Genomic DNA, 24116 nt, shown 5'->3' on the forward strand with positions numbered 1-24116 from the left:
CGTCCGCCGTTTTTACCGATGGCGGAGAGCTCTGACACTGACTAACAGTCTCGTGTCAACACACTAAACGGGTGCTTTTGGTTTACGTCTTACGCCAATTGCCGCGTAACGCCTTAAAAGCATTCGGAATTATGGTTCTTTTACGGATATAACCGTATACAGCTATCACTTGATTGACTCATCACAGACCAGGCCTTTTGTCGAAAAGTGCATGTTCTACTGATGAAATCGCTGTCACAGGCGATAAGCTGTGTTTCAGATAAGCGTTTGCTTTTCTGATTAACGCCGCAACTATAGCAGGGAGACTAAAGTCCAGCAATCGGCTTTATTCGCTTATGTTGTGTTGGTAGTAAAACCGCGCAGATGTGGTGTTTTTTTGCACGATAATGCCTTGTGCCGCTCGCGGTTACAGGGGGGAACACAACCCGCTGCTGTGCTAAGTGAGGGGTGACTTGCCGCAGCAGGTGCATGTCGCTGTGCTTAGCGGTAGAATGAAGGTTATGACAGAACAAAAAACTCAAGTGCGATTCATCGACATCGATGACGATATCGCCGGCCAACGAATTGACAATTTTCTGCGAAATCAGCTGAAAAACGTCCCAAAAAGTATGATTTATCGCGTACTTCGTAAAGGAGAAGTGCGAGTTAATAAAAAACGCATAAAACCAGAGTATAAGCTGCAAGCCGGAGATGTGGTGAGGGTGCCTCCCATCCGCCTTCCAGAGCGCGATGAGAAAGCCGCGCCCAGTACTAAATTAGACAAAGTGGCCGCGCTTGAGCATTGCATTCTTTATGAAGATGACCATCTGTTGGTGCTCAATAAACCTTCGGGGACAGCGGTGCACGGAGGAAGTGGGTTACAATTTGGGGCAATAGAAGCGATGCGCGCGCTTCGCCCTAAGGCACGTTTTTTGGAGCTCGTACACAGGATCGATCGAGATACGTCTGGGATTTTGCTGATTGCGAAGAAACGTTCCGCGTTGCGTCATTTGCAAGCGCAATTTCGCGAAAAAACAGTACGTAAAGACTATTACGCCTTGGTGATGGGCAAATGGCCCGCTAAACAGCGCAAAGTAACGGCACCTTTATTGAAAAATGAGGTGAACAGTATTGTACGCGTCAATCCTAAGGGTAAGCCGTCAGAGACCCGTTTTAAAGTGCTTGAAAGCTTCGCTGAAGCAACCTTAGTGCAAGCAAGCCCTGTGACTGGGAGAACGCATCAAATTCGTGTGCACGCTCAGTATATGGGTCATCCGTTGGCGTGGGACGATCGTTATGGCGATCCACGTTTTGATGCGTATACCAAGTCGTTTGGGCTGGATCGTTTATTTTTACATGCGGCCACCATCCGCTTCCTACATCCGGGCAAGGATGAAAGCATGACGCTTAATGCGCCGATGGAGCCTAAGCTTGAGCGGGCGCTTGAGGGACTACGGACGAAAACAGCATCACTCAGAGGTTAAAGCAATGACAGTTGAATCACCGTTTACTTCCCCTTGGCAACCTGGCGCAAGCGAGATCAAGCAACCTTCGAATTCCGTGATTGCGCCATATTCACTGTTAATCTTTGACTGGGATGGCACTGTGATGGATTCGATTGGGCGCATTGTCTCAAGCCTGGACGCGGCGGCTCGGCTGACTGAGCAGTTGCCTATATTGCCACCAGAACGCTTGCAAACCATGATTGGCTTGAGCTTAGAAAAGGGCTATCAGCGGCTTTACCCTGACGCTGATCCGGCGTGGTATGCCGATTGGATTCAGCACTACCGTCAACAATTTGTCTACGATAATCCGACGCCTTGTCAGCTCTATCCTGGCGTAAAAAACACCCTTATCTCTTTGAGAGCGCAGGGTTTTACGCTCGCGGTGGCAACTGGGAAATCACGCGCTGGACTCGATCGGGCCATGGCGGAAACGGGAACTCACGATTTGTTTTCGGTGACCCGATGCGCCGATGAAACGGCCTCTAAGCCGGATCCTCAAATGTTGGATGAAGTGTTAGCGCAAACAGGTATTCCACGTGATAAAGCACTGATGATTGGTGATACCGGCCATGATATGCAATTGGCCATCAATGCGGATATGGCAAGGCTTGCCGTCACTTGGGGCGTAGAAGGCGCCGCCAGCCTCTCGACCTATGAGCCAGTTGCCGTACTAAACAGCCTAAACGAGATGGTGAGCTAATTGGCCGCTTTGATTATCCTTAAGTGCGTGTTGATACGGTTGCAAATACGAGTGCGCTGACGATGAGTTAGCGCATTAAATAACTGAGATACCTTCCTTTTCTAACATTTCACGCAAGCGTATCAGTGGGAGGCCCACAAGGGTATTCGGATCACGCCCGTGCATGGCATTGAAAAGGGCAATACCCAAGCCTTCACATTTGAAGCTGCCGGCACAATCTAGCGGCAGTTCTTTGTCGATATAACGAACGATTTCTTTTTCGCTTAGCTCACGAAAATCGACATGAAAGGGCTCAACGTCCGATTGATGCTCTCCCGTATCACTATTAATCAACGCGATTCCTGTATAAAAGGTGACTTGTTTTCCGCTTGCCCGTTTTAGCTGATCGATCGCTACCTCTCGCGCATGCGGCTTACCAAGTATCTCCTCGTCAATCACACAAACTTGGTCTGAACCGATAATGAGAGCATTATCGAATAGCGGCATCCCCGCCATGGCTTTTTCGAGTGCTAAGCGTTCAACCATGTCGGTGGCACGCTCGTTTTCATGCCGGCTTTCATCGATCGCCGGCGCGAATGCAGTAAACGGAAGCGCAAACTTTTTAAAGATGGCTTGACGATACGGTGAGCTTGAAGCCAGCACAATTTTGGGAGGTTGCGTCGTGTGCATGATCGTTCCTTATATTGCGCGCAGTTGAAGGTGACTAAACAATCTGCGTGGTCGATGATTGTTTATTTTCAACTCTCAGTCTAACCTGAAAAAATAGCGGGCGCGACTTTGAGTCGGGCAAAGCGGGAGAGGTATGCCTGGCTGGCTTGTTGACCGCGGTGAAAGGGTTGGTTTTCATCGTTGCCGGTCTGAGTAAACGAGGCGCCAGAGGCATCCCGATCACCAATGGCTTGTGCGCTTTTGTCTCTATCATCCTTTCGCGCCTGACACAGGTAACATTTTCTTTGACTCCAGCGCATTTGGAGGCTAATATTCGCGCCCTATGCAGAAGGTAAAGCTACCGCTGACGGTTGATCCGTTCCGTTGTGCACAAAAGCAACTTGACTATGATGGTATTGTAGACAAGCAGCGTTTAGTGCGTCTCGGTGAGGCAACCCAAAGCATCGATAGTGATGCGGAAGTGATGCTTTCGTTCGACATTGACGCCCAAGGGCTCAAAACTGTCACCGGTCGTGCGACCGTAACAGTGAGTCTTGAGTGTCAACGTTGTTGGGAACCATTTCCATATCGCTTTGAAACTGAATTCGTTTATAGCCCGGTTTTCAATGATGACCAGGTTGGCAATTTACCGGATGCTTATGAGCCGGCATTAGTCGACGAAAACGGTGAGATTGATCTGATTCAATTAGTCGAAGACGAGTTGATTGTGGCCTTGCCACAAGTCGCCATGCACGAAGACACCGACTGTAAGGTCAGTGCAGACAACATGGTGTATGGGGAAATCCCACTTGCTGATGAGCGTCCAAATCCGTTTGCCGTACTAAAAAACTTAAAGCAAAGTAACGAGGAGTAGGGTCAATGGCCGTACAAAAGAACCGTAAAACCCGTTCTAAGCGTGGTATGCGTCGTTCACACGATGCACTGGGTACTCAAGCTGTATCTGTAGACAAAACTAGCGGTGAAACTCACCTGCGTCATAACATGACGGCAGATGGTTTCTATCGCGGCCGCAAGGTTATCAACAAGTAAGGTTGACCCTTGACTAGGTTAACCATTGCACTCGATGCGATGGGCGGGGATTTCGGTCCCCAAGTCACAGTGCCTGCCTCCGTGCAGGCATTGTCGCGTTTTGCGGACCTAAATGTGATCCTGGTGGGCGACCAATCTCGCATCCAGGCGTCACTGAATCAACGCCATGCCCAGCATCATTCCCGACTATCTATCGTCCATGCCCCGGACGTTATTCCTAATGACATGCGACCGTCCACGGCGCTGCGTCGCAGCCATGGCACGTCTATGCGTGTCGCACTGGAAAAAGTGGCCAGTGGTGAAGCAGATGCGTGTGTGAGCGCGGGCAATACCGGCGCGCTTATGGCGCTATCCAAATACTTGCTCAAGCTCTTACCCGGCATCGACCGTCCCGCTCTAGTGACAGCCTTACCAGGTGCTAATTATCAACGTAAATGGTTGCTGGATTTAGGCGCCAATGTGGCCTGTGATGCCGATACCTTATTCCAATTTGCAGTGATGGGCGCGGTGTTGGCGGAGGCTGAATTGGGATATACACCTCGAATCGGGCTGCTAAACATTGGTGAAGAAGCGATCAAAGGGAATGACTTGGTGCGCCGCTGTGCCGATCTCTTGCAGCAAAGTGAGGCAGTGCGGTATACCGGCTACGTTGAGGGCGATCAAATCTATACAGGCGAGACCGATGTGATTGTCTGTGATGGCTTTGTCGGCAACGTGGCGTTAAAAACCAGCGAAGGTGTCGCACGCTTGATCATCGACAAGGTGAAAGCCCATCTCCACCCGCATCCTATTAAGCGTTGGATCGCGAAATGGCTATTTTCTGATCTTTTAAATCAACTCCAACAGCTGAAACCCGACCAGTACAACGGCGCAAGTTTGCTAGGATTGCGCGGCATCGTTGTAAAAAGTCACGGACGCGCTGATATCGCCGCTTACGAAAACGCTATTTTTGAAGCGGTGCACGAGGTCGAACGGCAAATCCCAACTAAGATAAGTGACCGTTTAGAGGCAGTTCTTCTCGAGAGGCATTAGTAGTCTTCATGTATAGTAAGATTTTGGGCACAGGCAGCTATTTGCCTGAACAGGTTCGCACCAATGCTGACCTTGAACAGATGGTAGACACCAGTGATGAATGGATTGTGACCCGTACGGGGATCAAAGAGCGTCGCATTGCTGCACCTACAGATACCGTTGCCTCGATGGCTTATCAGGCCGCCGTGCAGGCGATAGAGATGTCTGCCATTGATAAACATGACATTGACCTGATTATTGTGGCGACCACCAGTGGTGAGCGTGCCTTTCCCGCTGCCGCTTGTGATGTGCAAGCGATGTTGGGGATTAAAGGCTGTCCCGCATTTGATATTGCGGCGGCGTGCTCTGGGTTTGTGTATGCGTTAAGTGTCGCGGATCAATATGTGAAAAACGGGTTAGCCAAAAATGCACTGGTTGTGGGCGCTGATCGCCTTTCACATACCTGTGATCCCGATGATCGCTCCACCATCATTTTGTTTGGTGATGGTGCAGGCGCCGTCGTGCTTTCTGCCGATGAAAATGATGGCATTTTGTCCACCCACTTAAAAGCCGACGGTAAATTTGGCGAGCTCTTGAAACTTAAGTATCCAGAGCGTGGTCAATCGTTAGAGGCCGATGAAGCTTGGCTTTATATGGCGGGGAATGAAGTCTTTAAAGTGGCGGTGACACAACTGGCCAATATTGTGACAGAAACGCTTCAGGCCAACCAAATTGAAAAGACAGACATTGACTGGTTGGTGCCGCATCAGGCCAATTACCGCATTATTAAAGCGACAGCAAAAAAACTGTCGATGTCGATGGATCAAGTGGTATTGACGCTTGACCGTCATGGCAATACGTCGGCAGCGTCAGTACCGACCGCACTGGATGAGGCGGTACGAGATGGGCGTATTCAACGCGGACACACCGTGTTACTCGAAGCCTTTGGTGGTGGTTTTGCGTGGGGATCCGCGCTCGTAAGATTCTAAAATTAATAGGAAAACAGCTATGTCTTCAACAGCTAGTTCTTCAACAGCGACGTCTTCAACTGCGATTGTTTTTCCCGGTCAAGGCTCCCAAACCGTGGGTATGCTCGGGGAGCTCGCCGAACAATATGGTGTTGTCCAGCAGACGTTTGCAGAAGCCTCAGAAGTGCTTGGCTATGACCTTTGGGCATTGGTCCAGCAAGGGCCAGAAGCGGATTTAAATGAAACGCACCGCACACAGCCAGCTTTGTTGACGGCGTCTGTGGCTATTTGGCGCGTCTGGCAATCACAAGGTGGTGCCGCGCCCGCGATGCTTGCTGGCCATAGTTTGGGTGAATATTCTGCTTTGGTTTGTGCGGGTGTATTGGATTTTAAAGAAGCCGTTAAGCTTGTCGAGCTGCGCGGTCAATTGATGCAAGAGGCGGTCCCAGCCGGTGTGGGAGCGATGTCGGCAATTATTGGCTTAGATAACGATGCGATCGCGGCAGCCTGTGAGCAAGCGGCACAAGGCCAGGTGGTCTCACCGGTTAACTTCAACTCGCCAGGCCAAGTGGTCATTGCGGGTAATAAAGAAGCGGTGGAGCGCGCCAATGCGTTGTGCAAAGACGCGGGTGCAAAACGTGCATTACCGCTGCCAGTGTCGGTGCCTTCTCACTGTGCGCTGATGAAACCGGCAGCAGAAAAACTGGCGCAAGCACTGGAATCTGTCACGTTTAATGCGCCACGTATTCCTGTGGTCAACAACGCTGATGTGGCAACGCCGATAGAGCCGGCTGCAATTAAAGAAGCCTTAGTGCGTCAATTACATAGCCCGGTACGCTGGACCGAAACAGTTGAGCATATGGCGGCTGAAGGCGTGGAACAGCTGTTGGAATTTGGCCCAGGTAAAGTACTGACTGGCTTGACCAAACGCATCAACAAGGCGTTGAGCAGCGCGGCCGTCAATGATAGCGCCAGCCTCGCCACTGCGAAGGCATAAACCGTATTACGAAGACACTTTGTGACTGCCGGTGCATGCCGGCAGAATCAACTAAAAGGGTAACCGAATGAAACTAGACGGAAAAGTAGCGCTGGTGACAGGCGCAAGCCGTGGGATCGGCCGAGCAACGGCAGAGCTTTTAGCGGAGCGTGGTGCCACCGTGATTGGTACGGCGACCAGCGAAAAAGGCGCCGCTGCAATTAGCGATTATCTCGGTGAAAACGGTAGAGGCCTGGCACTCAATGTGACCTCGCCAGAGTCGGTCGCAGAGGTGCTTGATACGATCAAAAAAGAATTTGGCGACGTTGATATTCTGGTTAACAACGCGGGTATCACTCGTGATAACCTATTAATGCGGATGAAAGACGATGAGTGGCAGGACATTATGGACACCAACTTAACGTCAATCTTCCGTTTATCAAAGGCCGTATTGCGTGCGATGATGAAAAAACGCTGTGGCCGAATCATTAATATTGGTTCTGTGGTCGGTGTGATGGGTAATGCGGGACAGGCAAATTATGCGGCAGCAAAAGCCGGCGTGATTGGCTTTACCAAATCCATGGCACGTGAGGTGGCTGCGCGTGGCATCACAGTGAATACAGTCGCGCCTGGTTTTATCGAAACCGATATGACCAAGGCGCTAAATGATGAACAGCGCGCTGCGACGCTGGCACAAGTGCCAGCAGGGCGTTTGGGTGATCCAAAAGAGATTGCTGCAACGGTGGCGTTTTTAGCCTCTGATGATGCTGCTTATATGACGGGCGAGACCTTGCACGTCAATGGCGGTATGTACATGATTTGATCGAGACCGTTGCAATCTCGAATGACACACGTCAAACTCCGATTGATTTGTCCCCAAATCGTGGTTTGACCAGCCGTGGAGGTCTTGCAACTTCCACATTAATGAATAAACTACAGCACATATCGCATCTGCGAATCTTGTAAGGACTAGTATTAATATGAGCAACATCGAAGAACGCGTAAAGAAAATCATCGTTGAGCAACTAGGTGTCGACGAAGCAGAAGTGAAAAACGAAGCTTCATTCGTAGACGACTTGGGCGCGGACTCTCTGGATACCGTTGAGCTGGTAATGGCTCTTGAAGAGGAATTCGATACAGAGATTCCAGATGAAGAAGCAGAGAAGATTACTACTGTACAGGCAGCTATCGACTACGTTGTCGGCGCTTCAGCGTAATCTCAGAATCCTACCAGGCGGTCTCCTCGACCGCCTGTGTTCTTTTTAAGCTATTCTAATTTCCAAACTTATATTCTCCGGAGAATATCATCGTGTCTAAGCGTCGTGTTGTTGTGACTGGCATGGGTATGTTGTCACCCGTGGGTAACTCAGTTGAGTCTTCATGGAAAGCTCTGCTAGCCGGGCAAAGCGGTATCTCAGCGATTGAGCATTTTGATGCCACTAACTTTGCTACTCAATTTGCGGGCATGGTTAAGGACTTCAATTGTGAAGACTACATGTCGAAAAAAGATGCACGAAAAATGGACTTGTTCATTCAATATGGCATTGCTGCCAGTGTGCAAGCCATTAAAGACTCCGGACTGCAAGTTGATGACAACAATGCACACCGTATTGGTGTCGCGATAGGTTCAGGCATTGGTGGTCTTGGTTTGATTGAACAAAACCATCGTGCGTATATGGAGAAGGGTCCACGTAAAATCAGCCCCTTCTTTGTCCCATCAACCATCGTTAATATGATTGCAGGGCACGTGTCGATTAATTACGGCATGCGTGGCCCAAACATCTCGATTTCCACCGCATGCACCACAGGCCTGCATAATATTGGTCATGCCGCCCGTATGATTGCATACGGTGATGCAGACGCTATGGTGGCCGGCGGCGCAGAGAAAGCCTCTACCGAGCTTGGTATTGGCGGTTTTGCCGCCGCCAAAGCATTATCAACACGTAACGATGATCCACAGTCGGCCTCTCGCCCATGGGACAAAGATCGTGATGGTTTTGTGCTGGGTGATGGTGCTGGTGTCATGGTGCTTGAAGAATATGAACACGCGAAAGCACGTGGCGCGACCATTTACTGTGAATTAGCCGGTTTTGGCATGAGCGGGGATGCTTACCATATGACGTCACCCAGTGAAGATGGCTCAGGGGCGGCACTGGCGATGGAAGCAGCGATTCGTGATGCGGGGATTAACCCGGCACAAATCGGTTACGTTAACGCGCACGGTACCTCGACACCGGCAGGCGATGTTGCGGAAAGTAAAGCGATCCGTCGTGCAATGGGCGAGGCGGCGGACAGTGTATTGGTCTCTTCAACCAAATCGATGACCGGTCATTTGCTCGGTGCGGCAGGCTCTGCCGAGTCAATTATCACTGCCATGTCGCTGATTGATCAAGCCGTACCACCAACGATCAACCTTGATAATGTCGATGAGGGTTGCGATTTAGATTACGTACCGCACGAAGCGCGTGACGTAAAAATGGAGTACGCCTTGTGTAACTCCTTTGGTTTTGGTGGCACCAACGGCTCTTTGATCTTCAAAAAGCTGTAATACGCATAGGCGTTTATACAGCCTAAAAAGAGTTTGCTATAGTAACGGCCCGACGATTCGGGCCGTTTTTTATTGTCGGTAAGGTTTTTATTGTCGGTAAGAATAGTTGACTGTCGAGGTTGATAGATGATCTGGGTAAACGGACATCCTTGTTGCGAATTAGCGGTCGCTGACCGAGGGCTCCAATTTGGTGATGGTTGCTTTACCACTGGCCATGTGTATCAGGGGCTATTACTTGATCGCGATGCACATATACTGCGTTTACAAAGCACTTGTGAGCGATTAGCCATTCGCGAGGTTGATTGGTCGGCACTCGCGATAACGCTCGATCAAGCGTGTCAGTATTCGCAGGATGAACAGGTGTTGAAGGTGATTATCACCCGAGGCCGGGGGGGACGCGGTTACAGTCCCAAAGGCTGCTCGTCGCCAACCGTCATTGTTAGCCTACATCCGTTTCCTCGCCATTATCATCATTGGCAACAGCATGGGGTGGCGTTGGCGACGACGCAGATGCAACTTGGCGCGTCACCATTTGCGGGGCTTAAACATCTCAATCGGTTAGAGCAGGTGCGTCTAAAGCTGGCACTGGAAGACGTGGAGGCCGATGATTTCGTGGTCGCGGACATGTTTGGCAACTTGGTTGAGACCACGGCGTCCAATCTTTTCTGGTGCCAAGACCATGTCATTTATACACCTGATTTGGCATATGCTGGTGTAGCGGGACTGATGCGAGAAAAAGTGATGGCCGTGATTGAAGGTTTCACGGACTACCAATGTAAAACGGTCGCGGTCGATGAGACGGCGCTGTGGTGTGCCGATGAAGTGTTTATTTGCAATACCTTGATGAAGGTGGTGCCAGTGACATCCATCAATGAAACAAGTTATAAAACGCATACGCTGACAAGGCGATTACAACAGAGGTTAAACGCGTGCTAAAAAAGCGATTTTTGGGGCTGGTGAGCGTATTGATGGCGATAGTCTTGGCCTCAGTCGCTGGGGTGCTTTGGCAAACGAAGGCGTTTATTTCCACGCCGTTATCCTTGCAGACGCCTCAGCTATTCACTGTCCCTAGCGGTGCACATTACCATAAGGTCATTGCAAAATTTGAAGACAACGGTTGGATGGCATCAAGCATCTGGTCGAAGTTTGCGCCACGGGTTTATCCAGAGCTGACTCGAGTACAAGCGGGCACCTTTCAGATTCAACCTGGACAAACATTAGCCGAGGCGTTCGCGACTCTGCGTTCAGGGCAGCAATATCAAGATGAAATCACCTTTGTCGAAGGGAGTACGTTTGTCCAGTGGCGCAAGCAGCTTGCCTCCGCGCCGCATCTTGACAAAACATTGGATGGCATGAGTGAACAGGCAATTGCTGATGCGCTTGGGCTCAAACACGATAAATTAGAAGGATTACTGCTTCCTGAAACCTATGCTTATGATGTGGGGGATACCGATATTGCATTGCTAAAACGCGCCGCGCGTGCAATGGAAGTGGCCTTGGAGCAGGCTTGGCAGCAACGTATCGAGGACTTACCGATAGAAACCCCTTATCAGCTATTAATCCTGGCTTCCATCATTGAAAAAGAGACCGCGGTGGCGAGTGAGCGAGAAAAGGTGGCGTCGGTATTTGTTAATCGGTTGCGACGCGGTATGCGTTTACAAACCGATCCCACCGTGATTTATGGTATGGGCGATCAGTATGAGGGGAATATTCGTAAACGTGACTTACGTACACCGACGCCTTATAACACTTATGTAATTAATGGCTTGCCCCCGACGCCAATCGCGATGCCAGGTAAAGCGGCTATCTTTGCCGCTGCCCAGCCAGCCAAAACGGATTACTACTATTTTGTCGCCACGGGTAAAGGCGGCCACCAATTTTCTACCACCTTGGCCGAGCACAACCGGGCCGTGCGTGATTACTTAAAAGTGTTGAAGAATCAATGAAGAACCATTTCATCGTTGTAGAAGGCCTTGAAGGCGCGGGCAAAAGTACGGCCATCAATCAGATCAAACAGGTGTTACTCGACGCCGGAATCCAGGATGTGATCACTACGCGAGAGCCCGGCGGTACGCCGCTTGCGGAACAGTTGCGTACGCTTGTCAAACAAGGTCACCCGGATGAACCGCTCACGGATAAAGCCGAGCTTCTCATGCTTTACGCCGCACGGGTACAGCTTGTCGAAAACGTGATTAAACCCGCCCTGGCGAAGGGCCAATGGGTGGTGGGTGATCGCCATGATATGTCATCACAGGCCTACCAAGGTGGGGGACGGGGCATGGACACGTCGCTGATGAAAAGCCTAAAAGAAACGGTCTTGGGGACGTTTGCCCCCTCACTGACCTTGTATATGGACATCGACCCAGAGGTAGGCCTTGCACGTGCGCGGGGTCGAGGTGAGTTGGATAGGATTGAGACCATGCAACTGGATTTTTTTGAGCGCACGCGAGCGCGTTATTTGGCATTGGCAAACGACGATCCTAGTGTGGTGGTGATTGATGCGGGCCAGTCGCTAGACACAGTGACCGCTCAGATTAAAACGGCACTAGAAAATTGGCTTAAGCAGCAACCAGGCGTATGAGTGACAAGATAACATTGGCATACCCAGCGCCTTACGTTTATCCCTTGTTTGAAGGCGTTTGGGCGCATTGGCAGCAACTATTGACGAGTGCGCGCTTTCCGCACGCGCTCTTGTTGGCCGCGCCTCCGGGCAGCGGCCGTCGCGCATTGATAAGCCAGCTTGCCAAGGTGCGACTGTGTGGCCATCAAAACGATAGCGCCTGTGGGCATTGTCATCATTGCCAGCTTTTCGCGGCGGGTAACCACCCCGATATTCACTGGCTAGCCCCCGAGAAGCCCGGCAAGCAGATTGGTATTGATGCAGTGCGCAAAGTGCAACGACAAGCGCTGGAAACGTCGCAATTGGGCGGGGCGCGCTTTATTGTCATAGAGTGTGTCGAGCGTTTAGGGGAAGCCGCGGCCAATGCGTTGCTTAAATCGCTAGAAGAGCCACCTTCAGGGTGTTACTTCGTGTTATTGACAGACTCGCTGGATAGTTTACTCGCGACGATTATCAGTCGCTGTAGTGTGTGGAAAGCCCCGCAGGCGGAGGCTGAAACAGCCAAAGTGTGGATCGAGCAAGCATTGCAGCGCTCGGTGCCAGACCATGCGGTAAGCTTATATCGGGGCGCCCCCTTGGCTGCTCGTGACTTTGTGGCATCGGGCGGGTTAGATCATCACCATAGTGTGGTGGAAGGCTTTTCTACCTATGTGCGCGAGAGAACGGGCCTGTTTGACACTATCGAGGTGTTGGTCGCACACTATCCCGCTTCATTGAACTGGCTCAGTCATTTTCTGCTTGATGTACTTAAATGGCGTCAAGGTGTGGGGCAGACCATTGTGCATCGGCATCATCATCAACGGGTTGCCGAGGTGGCCAATGTGCTGACCACCCAGCAAGTTCATTCACTACTACGTGCGCTGCATCAATTACAGCGTCAGTTACAAATTCATACAGGGCTAAATACCGAATTGGTTGTTAGCCAGTGGTTATTATCGATTGGAGAATAACGTGTTAATAGACTCTCATTGCCATCTCGACAAACTGGATTACGACTCGCTGCACCAGAATGTTGCCGATGTTTTAGATAAAGCGCAGGCAAGGGGCGTCGACTATTTCCTTTCGGTGGGGGTAACGCTAGATAGCTTTCCGGCGATGCTAGACATGATCCGACCTTACTCGCATGTTTTTGCCTCATGTGGTGTGCACCCTTTGGATATCGAAAATGGTTTCGATTACGACCGATTGAAAGCCTTAGCGGCTGATGAGCGTGTCGTGGCGGTAGGAGAGACAGGGCTTGATTACCACTATCAGCCAGAGCTTGCTGAGCAGCAGCAAGCGATTTTCCGCCAGCACGTCCGTCTCGCGGTTGAGCTCAACAAACCCTTGATTATCCATACTCGCGCGGCACGTGAAGACACGCTTGCGATTTTACGTGAGGAGGGCGCTGAGCGCGTCGGGGGTGTGCTACACTGTTTTACAGAAAGCTACGAGATGGCAGAGGCGGCGATTGAACTCGGTTTCTACATTTCAATTTCTGGGATAGTGACGTTCAATAAGGCCACAGAGCTGAAAGATGTGGTGCGTCGTATACCGCTTGAGCGCCTGCTGGTTGAAACAGACTCGCCTTACTTGGCACCTGTTCCCCATCGTGGCAAGCAAAACCAGCCAGCTTATGTGAAAGAAGTTGCTGAGTACGTCGCGATGTTAAAGGGTGAATCGGTGGAAACGGTCTGTGACATCACCAGCCGTAACTTTTTTACGCTTTTTTCTGGTGCAAACCCGCAATAATTCAAGTCGCCCGATAACCTTGTCGGGCGTTTTTCTTGCTTAGCACGTCACGCTCCTTTCGCCGCAAGAAAACACCGCTTTTTGATTATCTCGGCGTTGATAAGGCACCATCCCACTTGGTCAATCCTGCGTCATTTTTCGGTTATGTTTGCAACAAAATAACCGATTTATATCGCTAGCCTATCAAAGTTGATCTCGCGCAATTTCACATCTACCTTTTTGAAATGATTAGGAATTATCAATCTATGTCCTAGGCATTACGCGCTGTATTAATTCGTTACGTAAAATAACGTTAGGGGTGAAGGGGTTGCTATTTTTTTGTTCGTATCCTTTCCCCTGGGCAATAGATTTTTTGTCATTTTAAATCATGACCTTATGTTGTTTTTTGCTGTTTTTGTCGCCAATTCTAATTGTGATCTATATTTACTTTTTAATCAGTAAAATCGTCACTGATAGGCAAGGTGATGATTCGCCCCTTATAGTTTGGGTGAGTTCAATAATCACAAATCGTTTGTGCTCTCGGCGCCTGTGGTATCGGTTGGCCTCTTGCGGGGGAATCGGAAGGTTAGTCCGACGAGACACATTGTTAAACGTCCTTGTCAGGAGCAAGAACTATGTCAAAAAACCTCTTTGCTAACCTGCAAAAAGTCGGTAAAGCGCTGATGCTTCCAGTATCTGTGCTTCCGGTCGCAGGTATACTTTTGGGTGTTGGTGCTGCCAACTTTAGCTGGATGCCAGATATTGTCTCACACATGATGGAACAAGCTGGTGGGTCTGTATTTGGTCAAATGGCCTTGCTGTTTGCTGTGGGTGTTGCCCTTGGCTTCACCAACAATGATGGTGTCTCGGGTCTGTCTGCGATTGTCGGTTACGGCATCATGGTGGCGACACTGGACGTGATGGCACCGGTTATGGGCGCTGACGTTATCAAGACAGGGGTACTTGGCGGTATTCTTGCCGGTGGTGTCGCGGCGTGGACCTTTAATCGCTTCTACACGATTCAACTGCCTGACTACCTTGGTTTCTTTGCCGGTAAACGGTCAGTGCCAATCATTACCGGTTTCATCTCTATCGCGCTTGGTGTGATCCTCTCTGTTATCTGGCCACCAATCGGCAGTGCTATCGCATCCTTCTCTCACTGGGCGGCGACACAAGATCCTGTTACTGCATTTGGTATTTACGGTGTGGTAGAGCGTGCGCTTATCCCATTCGGTCTGCATCACATTTGGAACGTACCTTTCTTCTATGAAGCGGGTAGCTGTGTGAACAACGCAGGCGAGCAAGTAAACGGCATCATGACCTGTTTCTTGACCGCAAACGATGTCACTCGTGAAGCAGGTAACGGCTTTGGTCAGTTAGCTGGCGGCTACTTGTTCAAAATGTTCGGTCTACCTGCGGCGGCATTTGCTATCGCACATTCTGCCAAGCCAGAAAACCGTGCCAAAATCATGGGTATCATGGCATCAGGTGCACTGACGTCATTCTTGACCGGCATCACTGAACCTATCGAGTTCTCGTTCCTATTCATCGCGCCAGTGCTGTATGGTATCCACGCTATCATGGCAGGTGCGGCGTATGTTCTGACTAACGCGTTGGGCGTTGTTCACGGCCATACTTTCTCGAACGGTTTTATCGACTTCATCGTGCAAATGCCACGTGCTGAGAACGTGACCACACTGGTGCTACTGGGCCTTGGTTATGCGGTACTCTACTACATCGTGTTCCGTGTAGTGATTCGTGCCCTTGACCTGAAAACCCCTGGTCGTGAAGACGAAGCGGTCGCTGACGTGTCAACCGCGACAGGCTCTGAGCTTGCGGGCGACTTGGTGGCTGCATTCGGTGGTAAAGACAACATCACAGGTCTTGATGCTTGTATCACTCGTCTACGTGTCTCAGTGGCTGACACTGAAATTGTTGACCAAGACAAGCTCAAGCAGCTAGGTGCAGCGGGTGTGGTTGTGGTATCGGGTGGCGTACAAGCTATCTTTGGTACCAAGTCAGACAACCTGCGTACTGAAATGGATAACTGGATGCGCAGCCAATAATTGCATGCGCTAAACCAGCAAATGTAAAAAGGGGTAGCATCTTGCTACCCCTTTTTTTGTTCAACGGGCACCGAGTGAGAGAAAAAACAACATCAAAACGGGCACCAACAAGCTGAGTATGAACCCACTGACAATCGCAATCGGTACACAGCGAATCCCGCCTGTGCTTTGAATGATCGGCAAGGTGAAATCCATCGCGGTGGCACCACCATATCCAATTGCGGTGAGCGGATAGCGCCGGATTAACACTGGAATAATCATAATCGCCACAAGCTCGCGCGCGAGCTCGAGAATAAATGATGCACCGCCGTAGACCGGCCCCAGTCCGTCGCCCATTAAGATCCCTGCCAACGAGTACCAACCGAAGCCGGATGCCATCGCTAACCCGTGATGATAAGGAATATCTAACCACCATGCCGCCAGCAAGCCACCGGGCAAGGAGGTCGCGACAACGAGAGCCGCAATCATCAGCCCACTTTTATTGAGAATGATTTGCTTCAGCGTCATGCCACTGTTGCGGAGCTGAATGCCAATCAATAAGAGCAAAAGTAATAAAATCCCCTCGCTGGCCGTATCGACCCAAGAAAGATCTTGATTGAGTAATAGCCCTACGACTAAGCCAACGGCCACAGCCGCAATCAGCTTACCGGACTCTGACATCATGGCGCTGAGGGTCAGTTTATGTTGGTGGCCATGGGTCTCGGTTGGGAATAGCTTATCGAGAACAGGCAGGGCAAGCAGATTGGCCGCGCCGATACAAATAAAGAACGTGGCAGCGAAATACAAAATGGTGGAAATATGTTGCCCGAGGTTATCTAAGCCTGCGAGGCTTAAGCCCATCAACACTAAAATGACCATCACGAGCCGCATCGTCAGGGTATTGACGGCGTTGAGGTAGCGCGCCTGCTTAATGGGGATTAGATAGCCGATAATAAGTGGCGAGAAGATGAGTAGCATCCCTGAAAACATCTGATTTTGCTCGGTGTTAAGAAAGTAGAGCTTGAGGTTATCAACCGGTTAATAGGTTGGTCAATAAAATCAGACAAGGGTGGTTAAAGGAAAGACCACCCTGGCTTGGGTCAGATACTGCTTGCGTCCATGACTTGGTTTAGCTGACGAGAGAACTCTTTTTCATCGAGGTTGGATAGCTCATATAAAGCTTCTGCGCCAGGCGCAGTGATTTCCACTTCATGATCCTCTATTGCGTCATCTTGATTGCGAAACAATAACAAGTGATTTGCCATTCTCGCGATATCTAAATAGGTGATATCGGGGCGCGGCTTAGTGTAGAGCTTATTGTTAATGGCGACTTCGATAAAGTCACGGTCAAACTGCCACTGCTTGAGCACAAGACGGCTGCAGTCGCCCGCCAGTGAGAAGAAGACGCGCTCTGCAATGTCAAATTTTAGATAGTGTCCCTGATTCACAAAGCGCTGAAACTCGCCAATCACGCTGTATAAGCCAATATCAGCAAGCAACCCCACAATCAGTGCTTTTTCGGGCTCCACTGAAAGCGGTTCATCACAGTAGTTTCTGACTTTTTGCGTCACCAGTGCCATCGCAGCGGCGAGTTCACGAGATTTTTGCGCACTTTTTTTCAATAGCGCGTTGCAGGCCTTGGAAAACGTGGCATCACTCTTGAGCTGATAGACGGCGGCGGCTGTGATGATCCCTAAAACGCGATCAACGCCAAGCCGAGAGACGGCGGTTTGAACATCTTTGCATTGACCTGTGGCGCGGGGAGCAAATAAAGCGGAGTTTGCAGCTTTAAGCACGGCCCCACATAAGCTTGGATCGTCCAACAAGAGGTTGGCAATATCCCGCATGGTAGTATCCGACCGCTTGCTAGCGCGTTGTATTGACAGAACAGCATCCGGTAAAGGAGGTAGGGACAGGCGATTGACACGGATGGTTTCGACGGCACGCTTGTAAAACTCGGTTTCTAGGGAGCGTAAGTACTTATCACGATCCGGTGAGACCCAAAAAAATGAAAGATGATCCATAAGTCCTGATAGTAATTGTCAGCAGACTGCATAGTAATGCGGCGAAGAATAAAAGAGAACCGCCTTTGTCTGAATCAGTGAGCCTGCTGGCGTCTTTGATGATAATTTACACAGTCACTCATCTGTCGCTTAGTCGTCGTCAATAAGTGGATACCGCAATAGTTTATCAATAAACTCGGCCACCAATAAGGCCGTAGGCTGGGAGAGTAGAAGCTGTTTTTGTTTCACTTCGATGGGGAGTAACTCCAACCAGCGCAGGCAGACCCAGCCAATTTCATCGTACTGTGTTAACTGGAAGTGTTCGTGGCGTGTCGGATTCGATCGATAATACTGCTGCAGCTTCTCACTCAGATAGAGGTAGTGCTTGGGAACAGCATGACGTTGCCATTTTGGCAACGGTGTATAACGCGCCATATTGACGTCACCTTCACCTGCGTCAATCGCATTCACTTTGACACTTTCAATCCCTTGTAACGTCAACGCGATTTCATGCGCACCATGACGATTGAAGTCTGCAATCTCGCAAAGCGTAACGATAGGAGAAATGGCGTGCGGGCGCTGCTGACCTTCATCCTCATTTTTCATCGCGACCAAAAGGCGAGGTGGTTCGCCTGCCTGTTGGAGCATTTGTAAGTAACATGACTCAGACAGCACATAGCTGTGCAATCCCCCAGGCAATAAATGATTTACTTCTATTAACAGCGGGTGTCTCGACATGTCGGCTCCCTGACTATTAGCTTACCACTATTAATTTAGCGCACTCATCGCCCTGCGTTAAGCATAGATGCATCGAAGACTTTATTTAACCACGAAAAAATGTTTGTAATAAATGTGACAAAAACCGCACTAAATGGAGGGGATATTTGGCGATAAGTGATCAGATGCATAGTATTCGGTTGCCATTTGATGCAACCTCTTTTCGTTAAAATAATCATGCACGCTGACTAACTTATCAGTCACTTTTGTGAGCCAGTTTATGGCTCGATATGAACATCTATTCGCTGAAGGAGAGTTTTCGATGGCGAAGCAATTTGAAGCCCAATTAATGCGTTTTCTGGATAGTTATGGAGAGATGGAGCAACGCTCTATGTTTGGTGGTATTGGTTTTTTCTCTCAAGAGGCGATGTTTGCATTGCTTACCGGAAAGCATGTTTATCTACGAGGAGGAGGCCTGCTCACCGACAAGTTAATCGCCAAAGGCTGCAATAAATTTGTTCATGTAAAGAAAAGTACCTCCGCGGTGGTTAACTATTATGATGTGACCGCGCTCTACTTAGGCCATGATCCCGACTTGCCTACCATGATTGAACAGTCTTTACAGCGTGCGCTCAAAGATAAAGCGCAGAAAACATCGACATCCAGTCTTCGGCTGCGAGATTTACCCAACTTACGATTAACGATTGAAAGAATGCTGAAAAAGTCGGGTGTGAAAGACGTGTCGACGTTCTATAGCATGGCGCCGCAAGAAATGTTCCGTCGAGTGCAAATGACACACGGTAAAGATATCGATATCAATCTACTGTGGAAGCTCGCTGGAGCACAGCAGGGGCGTCATTGGGAATTGATTGAAAAAGATGAACGTGAACGGCTGCTCGCTGACGTCTAGGTGAATGGATAGAGTGTTGGTCGGTGCCAGCCTGGATTAATCGGGCTGGCATTTTTGTAAATGCTGCATGAGTCGCCACGCTAATCGGCCTTTTTAGGGCTCGTTTAGCGCCCAGAGAGTAGTGAAATGTCACGTTTGGGTAAATAATCGTCGGTTAGACGCTAAAATGATAATTTTTGCGTGACAGGCGGAAAAACTTATGTAGAATTCAAACCACTTAGCCGAGAGGTGAAGCGCGAGGGCGCGTTGGCAGAGTGGCTATGCAGCGGATTGCAAATCCGTGGACCTCGGTTCGACTCCGGGACGCGCCTCCATGAACTCTGGCTAAAATAATACGGACGCGGGATGGAGCAGTTTGGTAGCTCGTCGGGCTCATAACCCGAAGGTCGGTGGTTCAAATCCGCCTCCCGCAACCAATTTTAGGTTGCTATAGAAGCGCTTAACAATTGATGATAAGTCAATACGACCTTCGGTCGGTGCCGTTGCACGGCGCGAATTGCATTCAGCGTTAAAGCCGCCTCCGCAACCAGTTTTCCAAGCGTTACTTAACGTTTGAATAAATAAGCGACATTAGCTCAGCTGGTAGAGCGCGACCTTGCCAAGGTCGAGGTCACGAGTTCGAACCTCGTATGTCGCTCCAAACATAAAACAGTGGCGTAAGCGGCTGAAAAGATTGTGTGCCCTGGTGGTGGAATTGGTAGACACAAGGGATTTAAAATCCCTCGGCGTTCGCGCTGTGCCGGTTCAAGTCCGGCCCGGGGCACCATTAATAAGCAAGACGGCGACCTTAAGGGTCGCCGTTTTTGTATGTCTTTTCCTTGTTCAGTGCGTACGTTGTGCTTCACAATTTTGAAGAAAACAGACAGGTATCTGCGTTGAATTAACGCTATTTTTTGACTAAAATTTAGTCAGTGATGACAAGAGTGACTGTGAAAAGGCGATTGATGCAGAAAAAAACAAAAAAGGTGACGACGGCGATGATAACGCGTGCGGTAGCAAGCTCGACCGCGATTGAGACGCAAGCATCAACCGAAGAAGTGGAGGCAAGGCTTAAAGCGAGCAGGCAGAAATATCAAAACTTAGCGCTCGCTGATTGAGAGAGATGAAAATGTGAGGGGTAAAATGTCGTTAATCAGCCGCTCCATGTGCTGGTAGTCATGCCCGACACCAGCTTGAATTGCCGCAATGTAAAAGTCTTTGTTTTCTTCCCAAAGTCGATAGTCCAACAATCCTAAGCCCGCCTGTTGGCACAGCACATCAATGAGTAAACGCGATATTCGTCCATTTCCTTCTCGAAATGGGTGAATAAGAATGAACTCAACGTGACTTTGTGCAAGGTAACGAATGAGCGTCGCGCGCGGCATTACCGATACCCTCGCGTACTGGTTGAGAAAGACGCTTTCAAAATGCTGCAAACAGGCCCCTATCTGCTTGGGGGAAGTAAAACGAAACCCACCTTTACTCAGCTCAACATTCCTCACCTGACCGGCCCATGGGTAAACATTGCCCAGCCATTGTCGATGCCAGCTGGCGAGGGTGCTAACCCTTAATTGGCGTGGGAAATGGCCGCCGGTGAATACACGTTCGTAAAGCTTCGCAAGTAAGACAGCTTCAATGTCTTCCATTTTGGTAGGATCAGTCACCCCCATTTGGTTTTTGAGGACGCGTTCGTTAGAGCCCGGTTGGTATTGTGCCTCACTGGATTGTGTTTGATAGCGGCTCATGGCTTCTCCCTCTACATCGACTCCTTTGATTTTAGTTCAGAGACGTGTGCAAGGGCGCAAGGCGATAAATGCAATGCGTGATCGTCGAATGGATAAGGTGAGTCACGGAGTCTGTTGATCAACAAGGCAACGCTAAGGCTGCCTTGTGATCATCACGCGGTTAGGAGGGCTAAATCATGCTAAAGCATTGTATTTCATTCTGGTGTGCCAAACGGTAGTGGATATCTTGCGGATCCTTACGCCCCGATTGTCGAATAACCACCCCGCGTTTGACCCAGGTCGCCATCATCGCTTCAATACCGTCTGGGCTTATCCCATACTGGTTGGCGAGGTCTGTGCGACTAATGACACCCGCCTGACTGACACTGGCTTTGAGCTTTTGCAGGATCATAATAGGTCTCCTTAAACCAATGGGGATGTTTGCCGACATAACGCATGAGTGCCACCACGACAATCAGTAAGGCACAAAGGCCAGTGATGTAGAGTGTGGCTGGCGTGGTGGCGACACTCAACTGACTGAATTGGTAGCATAACGTGGCTCCGCTTACCGCAAGCAGCATTGACCAGCTCGCCACAAACAGGGCAAATCGGCGACCAAACTCGCGTGTGTAGGCGCCCAGAGCGGCAACACATGGAGTGTATAGTAGGATAACAATGAGATAGGCCATCACGCTGGCGGTGCTAGTGAATTGACGATGCAGATTATCAAACGTTGTCATACTGACTTCTTGCGCTTGTGCGGCGGCCTCGGTGTTTTCAATTTCACCGACATCGATAGCCAATGGATCGGTATAATCAATGCCAAATAAGTTTTCAGGAATGCTCTGAACCGCTTCGACCAGCGCTTCTCCGAGTGTGGTCTCTTCTTCGGCTTCTTCGCTTGGCGCATAAAGGTTATTCAAGGTGCCGACGACGGCCTCTTTGGCAAATAGCCCGGTCACCAACCCGACGGTAGCAGGCCAATTATCCTCTTCAATCCCGATAGGTGATAGGGCCGGCGTGATCACTTGTGCGGTTTTCGAAAGGACAGAGGACTCGCTGTCTTCGTGTCCGAACGATCCATCGGTGCCTAACGAGTTGAAGAAGGTCAGAATCGTCACCACGATAACGATGGTTTTACCTGCACCAAGGACAAACCGACGCAGTTTTTGCCACGTGTTGTTCATCACATGGCGCACACGCGGCAGCTCGTAGTCAGGGAGTGTCATCAGCAGGCTTTCACTATGCCCTGGATAAAGAGTGTGACGCAGTATCAGGCCGGTGATTATCGCAGCGACAATGCCAAGCAAGTAGAGGCCGAAAACAAGGTTTTGTCCGTTTTGTGGGAAAAACGCCGCGGCGAAGAGGGCGTATACAGGCAGGCGAGCGCCACAGGACATAAACGTTGCCATCGCGGCCGCGGTTTTGCGCTCGTGAATCTGTTCTAATGTGCGCGTTGCCATCACGGCGGGGACGGTGCATCCAAAGCCGAGGATTAAGGGAACAAAGGCTTTGCCCGGCAACCCCATTTTTTGCATTAAACCGTCTAATAAAAAGGCGGCACGTGCCATGTAGCCTGTGCTTTCTAATACCGTTAAAAACAGGTACAAGCCTGCAATAACAGGAATAAAGGTCGCAACGGTTTGAATGCCTCCTCCGAGGCCATCGGCGAGAATAGTGACAATCGCCGTCGGCAGTACACCGTCAAGAAGCTGGTGGGTGCCGTCTACCAGTATCGCGCCGGCGGCAATATCGAAAAAGTCGATAAAGGCGCCGCCAATGTTGATGGCAAACACAAACATCGCATAGAGGACGGCGAGCAAAATGGGCAGTGATAAGAAGGGGTTGAGAATGACTTTGTCTAGCTTCTCGGTATTATTGCGACTGAGATGACGAAGCTCGCGGCGAGCCTGGTGAACCATGTCACGAATCGCACTGTAGCGTGTATCAGCAATGACGATGTCAGTGTCTAAGTCTGAAAGGGCTTGGTTTGCTATCGTAAACTGCTGCTGGTCAGCATCGGTACTACCATCAGGCAAGCGTCCCCGCTCTAAGCATTCGAGCAAGTGCGCACGTTGATTCACTTGTGCCGCGGCGGAATGAAGAAAACGGGCGCCAAGCTGGTTTTGAATCCAGTTTTCTAATGGCGCACCGTAGTTCAGGTACATCGCCTCACAAACGGGTAAGTGGGTGGTCAGGTGGGCGAGCTGGTGGCACAGGGTGTCGACGGTCGCCGGTTGACATGCGGTGACGGTCAATACGGGACAGCCCAGCATCGTTTGTAATTTGGCGGTGTCGAGTTGTTGACCATTACGATCAAGCAAATCCATTTTATTGATCACCACCACCATAGGGACACCGCGTTCACGCAGTTGAAGGGTGAGGTATAGACCGCGCTCTAGGCAATTGGCATCTAAGACATTAATAATAAAATCATTCTCACCGCTATCGATGGCGTAAGTGGCAATTTGCTCATCAATACTGGCGTCAAAGCCTGCGTTTAGCGCATAAAGGCCGGGTAAATCTGTGATTTGACAGTCGTTATGCGCCAGAGAGAGCGTACCGACTTTTTTGTCGACAGTGACGCCAGCCCAATTTCCGACTTTCTGTTGTGAGCCGGTGAGCGCATTAAATAAGGTGGTTTTCCCGCAGTTTGGGTTGCCTGCGAGTACAATGCGGCGTGAGCTCATCAGAGTACCTCCACGTCAATCAGTTTCGCGACGTCACGACGTACGATCAGTTGTTCGCTATCGAGACGAATTTGAAGTGGATCACCCAGTGGGGCGCGTCTGACAAGCTCAACGCCTGTGCCTGGAATCACGCCCATGACCGTGAGGCGGTGGCGGATAGAGGCAGGCACATGATGGACACTGGTGATACGCGCGGATTGGCCGCGACCAAGCGTGGACAGTTTCATAGTGCGAGATCCAAATAAGAATGGTTTTCATTGGATATTACGCTTAAATTTCACGTTGTTTTTTGCGTCGGATCAAGTTAAGCGGCGAGTGGAAAGTGTGAGAAGT

Annotated in this window: 26 protein-coding genes and 4 tRNA genes; 22 read left to right on the forward strand and 8 right to left on the reverse strand. The window is 50.1% G+C overall.

What is annotated here, in order from left to right; translation table 11 throughout:
- Positions 1–500 precede the first annotated feature (500 nt).
- Complete coding sequence (gene rluC, locus WN56_RS13145; RefSeq protein WP_046075430.1) at positions 501–1463, forward strand: 23S rRNA pseudouridine(955/2504/2580) synthase RluC; 963 nt, start codon at positions 501–503, stop codon at positions 1461–1463.
- Between the two features lie 4 nt (positions 1464–1467).
- Entirely contained in the window at positions 1468–2184 is a 717-nt protein-coding gene (locus WN56_RS13150) for an HAD-IA family hydrolase (RefSeq protein ID WP_082084463.1), read from the forward strand.
- 75 nt (positions 2185–2259) lie between these two features.
- Here the strand turns inward: WN56_RS13150 and WN56_RS13155 are convergent, their stop codons facing one another.
- Positions 2260–2853 carry a nucleoside triphosphate pyrophosphatase gene (locus WN56_RS13155; RefSeq protein ID WP_046075431.1) on the reverse strand — a complete coding sequence of 198 codons (594 nt, stop codon included), beginning with the start codon at positions 2851–2853 and terminating at the stop codon, positions 2260–2262.
- A gap of 322 nt (positions 2854–3175) precedes the next feature.
- Here WN56_RS13155 and yceD point away from each other — a divergent pair, with 322 nt between their 5' ends.
- The 14 genes from yceD to ptsG all read left to right on the forward strand — a co-directional run bounded on the left by yceD (position 3176) and on the right by ptsG (position 15781).
- A complete protein-coding gene (yceD, locus tag WN56_RS13165; RefSeq protein WP_046075433.1) occupies positions 3176–3706 on the forward strand; it encodes a 23S rRNA accumulation protein YceD in 531 nt (176 codons plus the stop codon).
- Between the two features lie 5 nt (positions 3707–3711).
- Positions 3712–3882, forward strand: coding sequence for a 50S ribosomal protein L32 (gene rpmF / locus WN56_RS13170; protein ID WP_046075434.1), 171 nt, complete (start codon positions 3712–3714; stop codon positions 3880–3882).
- A 9-nt stretch (positions 3883–3891) separates the two neighbouring features.
- Positions 3892–4914, forward strand: coding sequence for a phosphate acyltransferase PlsX (gene plsX / locus WN56_RS13175; RefSeq protein WP_046075435.1), 1023 nt, complete (start codon positions 3892–3894; stop codon positions 4912–4914).
- Between the two features lie 8 nt (positions 4915–4922).
- Complete coding sequence (locus tag WN56_RS13180) at positions 4923–5882, forward strand: beta-ketoacyl-ACP synthase III (protein ID WP_046075436.1); 960 nt, start codon at positions 4923–4925, stop codon at positions 5880–5882.
- A 19-nt stretch (positions 5883–5901) separates the two neighbouring features.
- Positions 5902–6858, forward strand: coding sequence for an ACP S-malonyltransferase (gene fabD, locus WN56_RS13185; protein ID WP_046075437.1), 957 nt, complete (start codon positions 5902–5904; stop codon positions 6856–6858).
- Between the two features lie 67 nt (positions 6859–6925).
- Positions 6926–7660, forward strand: a complete 735-nt coding sequence (fabG, locus tag WN56_RS13190; RefSeq protein WP_046075438.1) for a 3-oxoacyl-ACP reductase FabG — start codon at positions 6926–6928, stop codon at positions 7658–7660.
- 157 nt (positions 7661–7817) lie between these two features.
- Entirely contained in the window at positions 7818–8054 is a 237-nt protein-coding gene (gene acpP, locus WN56_RS13195) for an acyl carrier protein (RefSeq protein WP_046075439.1), read from the forward strand.
- 92 nt (positions 8055–8146) lie between these two features.
- Entirely contained in the window at positions 8147–9385 is a 1239-nt protein-coding gene (gene fabF, locus WN56_RS13200; RefSeq protein WP_046075440.1) for a beta-ketoacyl-ACP synthase II, read from the forward strand.
- A gap of 126 nt (positions 9386–9511) precedes the next feature.
- A complete protein-coding gene (gene pabC / locus WN56_RS13205) occupies positions 9512–10321 on the forward strand; it encodes an aminodeoxychorismate lyase (RefSeq protein WP_046075441.1) in 810 nt (269 codons plus the stop codon).
- A complete protein-coding gene (gene mltG, locus WN56_RS13210; protein WP_046075442.1) occupies positions 10315–11331 on the forward strand; it encodes an endolytic transglycosylase MltG in 1017 nt (338 codons plus the stop codon). The genes pabC and mltG overlap by 7 nt, the downstream gene beginning before the upstream one ends.
- A complete protein-coding gene (tmk, locus tag WN56_RS13215) occupies positions 11328–11966 on the forward strand; it encodes a dTMP kinase (protein ID WP_046075443.1) in 639 nt (212 codons plus the stop codon). The genes mltG and tmk overlap by 4 nt, the downstream gene beginning before the upstream one ends.
- Positions 11963–12955 (forward strand): DNA polymerase III subunit delta', encoded by a 993-nt coding sequence (gene holB / locus WN56_RS13220; protein ID WP_046075444.1) that lies wholly within the window; start codon positions 11963–11965, stop codon positions 12953–12955. The genes tmk and holB overlap by 4 nt, the downstream gene beginning before the upstream one ends.
- 1 nt (position 12956) lies before the next feature.
- Positions 12957–13736, forward strand: coding sequence for a TatD family hydrolase (locus WN56_RS13225; RefSeq protein WP_046075445.1), 780 nt, complete (start codon positions 12957–12959; stop codon positions 13734–13736).
- A 614-nt stretch (positions 13737–14350) separates the two neighbouring features.
- A complete protein-coding gene (gene ptsG / locus WN56_RS13230; protein WP_046075446.1) occupies positions 14351–15781 on the forward strand; it encodes a PTS glucose transporter subunit IIBC in 1431 nt (476 codons plus the stop codon).
- Positions 15782–15841: 60 nt separating this feature from the next.
- Here the strand turns inward: ptsG and WN56_RS13235 are convergent, their stop codons facing one another.
- From WN56_RS13235 to WN56_RS16590, 3 genes are all read right to left on the reverse strand, one after another.
- Positions 15842–16750 carry a lysine exporter LysO family protein gene (locus WN56_RS13235; protein ID WP_046075447.1) on the reverse strand — a complete coding sequence of 303 codons (909 nt, stop codon included), beginning with the start codon at positions 16748–16750 and terminating at the stop codon, positions 15842–15844.
- Positions 16751–16860: 110 nt separating this feature from the next.
- On the reverse strand, positions 16861–17784 hold the full coding sequence (locus tag WN56_RS13240; RefSeq protein ID WP_046075448.1) for an HDOD domain-containing protein: 924 nt from the start codon (positions 17782–17784) through the stop codon (positions 16861–16863).
- 129 nt (positions 17785–17913) lie between these two features.
- On the reverse strand, positions 17914–18501 hold the full coding sequence (locus WN56_RS16590; protein ID WP_052708088.1) for an LON peptidase substrate-binding domain-containing protein: 588 nt from the start codon (positions 18499–18501) through the stop codon (positions 17914–17916).
- Positions 18502–18802: 301 nt separating this feature from the next.
- On the opposite strand from WN56_RS16590, the gene WN56_RS13250 reads away from it, so the two are divergent.
- From WN56_RS13250 to WN56_RS16990, 6 genes are all read left to right on the forward strand, one after another.
- Positions 18803–19390 (forward strand): TfoX/Sxy family DNA transformation protein, encoded by a 588-nt coding sequence (locus tag WN56_RS13250; RefSeq protein ID WP_046075449.1) that lies wholly within the window; start codon positions 18803–18805, stop codon positions 19388–19390.
- 240 nt (positions 19391–19630) lie between these two features.
- A tRNA-Cys gene (locus WN56_RS13255) sits at positions 19631–19704 on the forward strand.
- A 25-nt stretch (positions 19705–19729) separates the two neighbouring features.
- Positions 19730–19806, forward strand: a tRNA-Met gene (locus tag WN56_RS13260).
- A gap of 148 nt (positions 19807–19954) precedes the next feature.
- A tRNA-Gly gene (locus WN56_RS13265) sits at positions 19955–20030 on the forward strand.
- 39 nt (positions 20031–20069) lie between these two features.
- Positions 20070–20156 (forward strand) — tRNA-Leu (locus WN56_RS13270).
- A gap of 178 nt (positions 20157–20334) precedes the next feature.
- Complete coding sequence (locus tag WN56_RS16990; protein WP_172969963.1) at positions 20335–20487, forward strand: hypothetical protein; 153 nt, start codon at positions 20335–20337, stop codon at positions 20485–20487.
- Here the strand turns inward: WN56_RS16990 and WN56_RS13275 are convergent.
- The 4 genes from WN56_RS13275 to WN56_RS13290 form a co-directional block, all read right to left on the reverse strand.
- Entirely contained in the window at positions 20470–21114 is a 645-nt protein-coding gene (locus tag WN56_RS13275; RefSeq protein WP_046075450.1) for a Fic family protein, read from the reverse strand. The two genes, WN56_RS16990 and WN56_RS13275, sit on opposite strands and share 18 nt — an antisense overlap.
- Positions 21115–21283: 169 nt before the next feature.
- Positions 21284–21505, reverse strand: a complete 222-nt coding sequence (locus WN56_RS13280; RefSeq protein WP_046075451.1) for a FeoC-like transcriptional regulator — start codon at positions 21503–21505, stop codon at positions 21284–21286.
- Positions 21456–23783 carry a Fe(2+) transporter permease subunit FeoB gene (gene feoB / locus WN56_RS13285; protein WP_046075452.1) on the reverse strand — a complete coding sequence of 776 codons (2328 nt, stop codon included), beginning with the start codon at positions 23781–23783 and terminating at the stop codon, positions 21456–21458. The genes WN56_RS13280 and feoB overlap by 50 nt, the downstream gene beginning before the upstream one ends.
- The gene (locus WN56_RS13290) at positions 23783–24010 is read right to left on the reverse strand and encodes a FeoA family protein (protein ID WP_046075453.1); all 228 of its coding nucleotides are present in this window, start codon (positions 24008–24010) and stop codon (positions 23783–23785) included. The genes feoB and WN56_RS13290 overlap by 1 nt, the downstream gene beginning before the upstream one ends.
- Positions 24011–24116 lie beyond the last annotated feature (106 nt).

Source organism: Salinivibrio sp. KP-1 (genome assembly GCF_000968645.1).
Lineage (GTDB): Bacteria > Pseudomonadota > Gammaproteobacteria > Enterobacterales > Vibrionaceae > Salinivibrio > Salinivibrio siamensis.

Coding starts and splice junctions, on each gene's coding strand:
- WN56_RS16990 (WP_172969963.1), top strand. CDS start 20,335: ATGCAGAAAAAAACAAAAAAGGTGACGACGGCGATGATAACGCGTGCG.
- yceD (WP_046075433.1), top strand. CDS start 3,176: ATGCAGAAGGTAAAGCTACCGCTGACGGTTGATCCGTTCCGTTGTGCA.
- WN56_RS13275 (WP_046075450.1), bottom strand. CDS start 21,114: ATGAGCCGCTATCAAACACAATCCAGTGAGGCACAATACCAACCGGGC.
- WN56_RS13280 (WP_046075451.1), bottom strand. CDS start 21,505: ATGATCCTGCAAAAGCTCAAAGCCAGTGTCAGTCAGGCGGGTGTCATT.
- ptsG (WP_046075446.1), top strand. CDS start 14,351: ATGTCAAAAAACCTCTTTGCTAACCTGCAAAAAGTCGGTAAAGCGCTG.
- acpP (WP_046075439.1), top strand. CDS start 7,818: ATGAGCAACATCGAAGAACGCGTAAAGAAAATCATCGTTGAGCAACTA.
- WN56_RS13250 (WP_046075449.1), top strand. CDS start 18,803: ATGGCGAAGCAATTTGAAGCCCAATTAATGCGTTTTCTGGATAGTTAT.
- WN56_RS13235 (WP_046075447.1), bottom strand. CDS start 16,750: ATGTTTTCAGGGATGCTACTCATCTTCTCGCCACTTATTATCGGCTAT.
- holB (WP_046075444.1), top strand. CDS start 11,963: ATGAGTGACAAGATAACATTGGCATACCCAGCGCCTTACGTTTATCCC.
- rpmF (WP_046075434.1), top strand. CDS start 3,712: ATGGCCGTACAAAAGAACCGTAAAACCCGTTCTAAGCGTGGTATGCGT.
- WN56_RS13150 (WP_082084463.1), top strand. CDS start 1,468: ATGACAGTTGAATCACCGTTTACTTCCCCTTGGCAACCTGGCGCAAGC.
- WN56_RS13155 (WP_046075431.1), bottom strand. CDS start 2,853: ATGCACACGACGCAACCTCCCAAAATTGTGCTGGCTTCAAGCTCACCG.
- feoB (WP_046075452.1), bottom strand. CDS start 23,783: ATGAGCTCACGCCGCATTGTACTCGCAGGCAACCCAAACTGCGGGAAA.
- pabC (WP_046075441.1), top strand. CDS start 9,512: ATGATCTGGGTAAACGGACATCCTTGTTGCGAATTAGCGGTCGCTGAC.
- WN56_RS16590 (WP_052708088.1), bottom strand. CDS start 18,501: ATGTCGAGACACCCGCTGTTAATAGAAGTAAATCATTTATTGCCTGGG.
- tmk (WP_046075443.1), top strand. CDS start 11,328: ATGAAGAACCATTTCATCGTTGTAGAAGGCCTTGAAGGCGCGGGCAAA.
- rluC (WP_046075430.1), top strand. CDS start 501: ATGACAGAACAAAAAACTCAAGTGCGATTCATCGACATCGATGACGAT.
- WN56_RS13240 (WP_046075448.1), bottom strand. CDS start 17,784: ATGGATCATCTTTCATTTTTTTGGGTCTCACCGGATCGTGATAAGTAC.
- fabG (WP_046075438.1), top strand. CDS start 6,926: ATGAAACTAGACGGAAAAGTAGCGCTGGTGACAGGCGCAAGCCGTGGG.
- WN56_RS13180 (WP_046075436.1), top strand. CDS start 4,923: ATGTATAGTAAGATTTTGGGCACAGGCAGCTATTTGCCTGAACAGGTT.
- WN56_RS13290 (WP_046075453.1), bottom strand. CDS start 24,010: ATGAAACTGTCCACGCTTGGTCGCGGCCAATCCGCGCGTATCACCAGT.
- fabD (WP_046075437.1), top strand. CDS start 5,902: ATGTCTTCAACAGCTAGTTCTTCAACAGCGACGTCTTCAACTGCGATT.